Genomic DNA, 3,860 nt, shown 5'->3' with positions numbered 1-3,860 from the left:
TTGTTGCTGGGACTTCGACTGATCTGGGACTCGTGGAACTCGCCCTTCCATGGGCCGATGTCGAATTTTCGTTACACGCTGGCGTAAGTGCCGCCGGTCGCGCCTGTGCCCGCCGACTTCTTCACGCGCCCGTTCGCGGTGAGGTGTTCGCAGATCTTGAAGACCCTCTCGAAGCCGTCATGCGCGCCGATGCCGCTGGCGATCTGCGCGGAGTTCAGCGCGTGACCCTTCTTCTCGGTGAGATACGCGAGCACCTTGCCTTGGAGCGCAATCACCGTGCCCGCCGCCTGCTTGCCCGCCTCGACGCCGGGCTGATGATAGGCATTGATGTTCACGAGCGAGGCGTAGAAGCCGACCGCGCGCTCGAACAGCGCGATCAACAGGCCGACGGTGAACGGGCTGACCTCGCGCACCGTGAGCGTGACGCTCTGCCGGCCCTTCTCGTAAAGCGCCTCGCGCGTGCCGAGGAAGAAGCCGCTCAGAAAATCGCCGCTGGTCACTCCCGGCTCCACCAGCATGCTCTCGCCCGAGCGGTCGCGCAGCACCTCGATGAAGACGGTGAAGAAGTTCAGCACGCCCTCGCGGAGCTGCTGCACGTAGGCGTGCTGGTCGGTCGAACCTTTGTTGCCATAGACGCTGATGCCCTGGTTCACGACCTTGCCGTCGAGGTCGAGCTCCTTGCCGAGCGATTCCATGACGAGCTGCTGAAGATATTTCGAGAACAGCTCCAGCCGATCCTTGTAAGGCAGCACCACCATGTCCTTGCTGCCGCGGCCGTCGCCGAGGAAGTGCCACATGAGCGCGAGCTGCGCGGCAGGATTCTGCGCGGTGTCCGCCTGGCGCGTGACTTCATCGCAAGCCCTGGCTCCGGCGAGCATCGCGTCGATGTCGAGACCTTGCAGCGCGGCGGGCAGCAGGCCCACGGCGCACAGTTCGCTCGTGCGTCCGCCGACCCAGTCCCACATCGGGAAACGGCGCAGCCAGCCTTTGCTCACCGCGACTTTGTCCAGCTCGCTCTCCGCGCCGGTGACGGCGATGACGTGCTTCGCGAAGTCGAATCCGGCTTTAGTCCATGCGGCTTCGGCTTCCAGCATTCCGTTGCGAGTTTCCTTGGTGCCGCCGCTCTTGCTGATGACGACGGCCAGTGTCTGGCCCAGCTCGCCGCTGAGCTGGGCGAGCACCTTGTCCATGCCGTCGGGATCGGTGTTGTCGAAAAAGTGAACCGCCATCTTGTCCGTCGCCGGCTGGCCCAGCGCGGTCGCGACGAACTGCGGTCCGAGCGCCGATCCGCCGATGCCGATGACGAGCACGTTCTTGAACCCGCCCTTCGCGCCCGCAACTTTCCCGCTGTGAACTTCAGCCGTGAACGCCTTGATCGCGGTGAGCGTTTCCTCGATGGCCTGGCGCAGTTCCGGTTGCGGCGCGAGCGCGGCGTTGCGCAGCCAGTAATGGCCGACCATGCGTTTCTCGTCGGGATTCGCGATGGCTCCCTTCTCCAGCTCCGCCATCGCGGCGAAGGCCTTCTGCATCCGCGGCTCCATCTGCGCGAAGAAGTCCTCCGGGAAATTCACGCGGCTCAGGTCGATGGCCAGGCCGAGCGAGGGGAAATCGGTGAAGTGTTTTTGGAAACGGTGCCAGAGCTGTTCTTTGGAGAGTTGCATAACTTCGTGGACCGCAGCCTAACAACTCGGCGAGGCAAGGGAACAAGGAAAACGCCGGCCATTGCTGGTTCCGTTCATTCACTTTTCCCCGGCATGTGCGCTTTGGGCATCCAGCCAGAATGATGCGCTCATTGAAGAGAACATGCCTGAACGCTGCTTTTGACACTGCCTCCCACCCTTGCCATCTTTGCCACAATGTCGTTTCTGCGTTGTGCGTTGTTGCTGCTGGCGTGTGTGCTCCCGGTCGGGGCCCAGCCGTTCGGATTGAGCAATCGGGTGGGCAACGCTTCGCTGCGGCTTCCTTCCACACCGCCGACGTATTCTTACGCGCTGACCAACGCCTTCGGAAATCTGACCTTCGCGAATCCTGTCTGCATGGCTGCGCCGCCGGGCGAGGTCAACCGGCTCTTCGTCGTGGAGCAGGCGGGGCGCGTGGCGGTGATTACCAATCTCGCCGTGCCGACCCGGACGGTGTTCCTCGACATTTCGGCGAAGGTGATTGGCGGTTCCGGCGGCGGCGAGGAAGGGATGCTCGGGATGGCGTTTCATCCGGGCTACGCGACGAACGGTTTCTTCTTCCTCTATTACACGGACGAAACCACGACGAAGGCGGGCGCGGGCCGGCACCAGATTTTGTCGCGCTTCCAGGTCTCCGGCAACAATCCGAACGCGGCGCTCGCGGGTTCCGAGGTGAGCCTGCTCACGATGTTCGACGAGCACAGCGATCATAATGGCGGCGATCTGCACTTCGGCCCGGACGGATTTCTCTACGTGTCGCTGGGCGATGAGGGCGAGCAAAACGACAGCCTCAACAACAGCCAGCGCATCGACAAAGATTTCTGGTCTTCAATCTTGCGGCTGGATGTGGATGTGCCCGCACGCGGAACGAGCCTGCTGCCGAACGCGCATCCGGCGAACACGAACCATGTCGGGCGCGTGATCCATTATCGCATCCCGGCAGACAATCCGTTCGTCGGCGCGACCACTTTCAACGGGGCCGCCGTCAACGCCGGCGCGGTGCGGACGGAGATGTTCGCGGTCGGTTTCCGCAATCCGTGGCGCTTCTCCATTGATGACGTGACGGGCCGAATCTTCTGTGGCGATGTGGGCGACGATGCGCTGGAGGAAATCAGCGTGATCACCAAAGGCGGAAACTACGGCTGGGCGTTTCGCGAAGCAACGAACGCCGGGCCGAAGGCGGCCAGCCAGCCGGGCGGACTCACGCTTACGCCGCCGATCTTCAGCTATCGCCACGGCACGGCGACGAACCAGGGGAACGCGGTGGTCGGCGGTCGGGTCTATCGCGGCGGACGCATCCCCGCGCTCAATGGCAGCTACATTTTTGGCGACTTCGTCTCGGGCAACATCTGGTCGCTGCGCCATGACGGCACGAATGTTTCCAGCTTCATCCGCATCGCCGACGATCCAGGCGTCGCGGCGTTTGGCGTCGATCCGTCGAACGGCGACGTGCTGACGGCGGATCAGAACAACGACACGATCAAGCGCTTGATTGCCGTGCCGGCGGCGGCGAACTCCTTGCCGGCCACGCTGGCGGATGCAGGTGTCTTCACGAACTTGACCGCGCTCGCGCCGCACGCCGGCTTCGTGGCGTATGACGTGAATCTTCCGTTCTGGTCGGACAACGCGATCAAGTCGCGCTGGTTCCATGTGCCGACGAATCGCACGATCACGTTCGGCGCGACGAACAACTGGCTGTTCCCCACGGGCACGGTCTGGGTGAAACATTTTGAGCTGGAGCTGACGAACGGCGTGGCGGAGTCGCGTCGTCGTCTTGAAACGCGTTTGCTCGTGCGCCACGGCGGAACGGACGGGTCGGATGTCTATGGCGTGACGTATCGCTGGGGCGGTTCGCTGACCAATGCGACGCTCGTGCCGGAAGGCGGGCTGGACGAGACGTTCGTGATTCACGATGGCGGGACCATGCGGACACAGGTCTGGCGTTATCCGTCCCGCAGCGAATGCCTGCACTGCCATACGCGCGCGAGCCAGGGCGGGCTGGCGCTTGGCTTCCATACGCCACAATTGAACCGCGATTTTCAATACGGCGGCGTGACGGACAACCAACTGCGCGCGATGAACCACGCCGGTTATTTTTCCATGCCGATCAGCAATCTCTATTCGTTGCGCGCCCTGGCCCGGTTGGACGATGACACGGTGAGCGTCGAGCAGCGCGTGCGT

Annotated in this window: 2 protein-coding genes; one reads left to right on the top strand and one right to left on the bottom strand. The window is 63.2% G+C overall.

Annotated features, from left to right (window positions below; translation table 11 throughout):
* Positions 1 to 71: 71 nt before the first annotated feature.
* Positions 72 to 1,661, bottom strand: a complete 1,590-nt coding sequence (locus SGJ19_03535; protein MDZ4779306.1) for a glucose-6-phosphate isomerase — start codon at positions 1,659 to 1,661, stop codon at positions 72 to 74.
* A gap of 195 nt (positions 1,662 to 1,856) precedes the next feature.
* Here SGJ19_03535 and SGJ19_03530 point away from each other — a divergent pair.
* Positions 1,857 to 3,860: PQQ-dependent sugar dehydrogenase (locus SGJ19_03530; GenBank protein ID MDZ4779305.1), on the top strand; the 2,004-nt coding region annotated here is incomplete at its 3' end.

The sequence above is a fragment of the Planctomycetia bacterium genome, assembly GCA_034440135.1.
GTDB lineage: Bacteria > Planctomycetota > Planctomycetia > Pirellulales > JALHLM01 > JALHLM01.
Note: the sequence above shows the minus strand (reverse complement) of the source record. Positions and strands in the feature narration are given on the sequence as shown.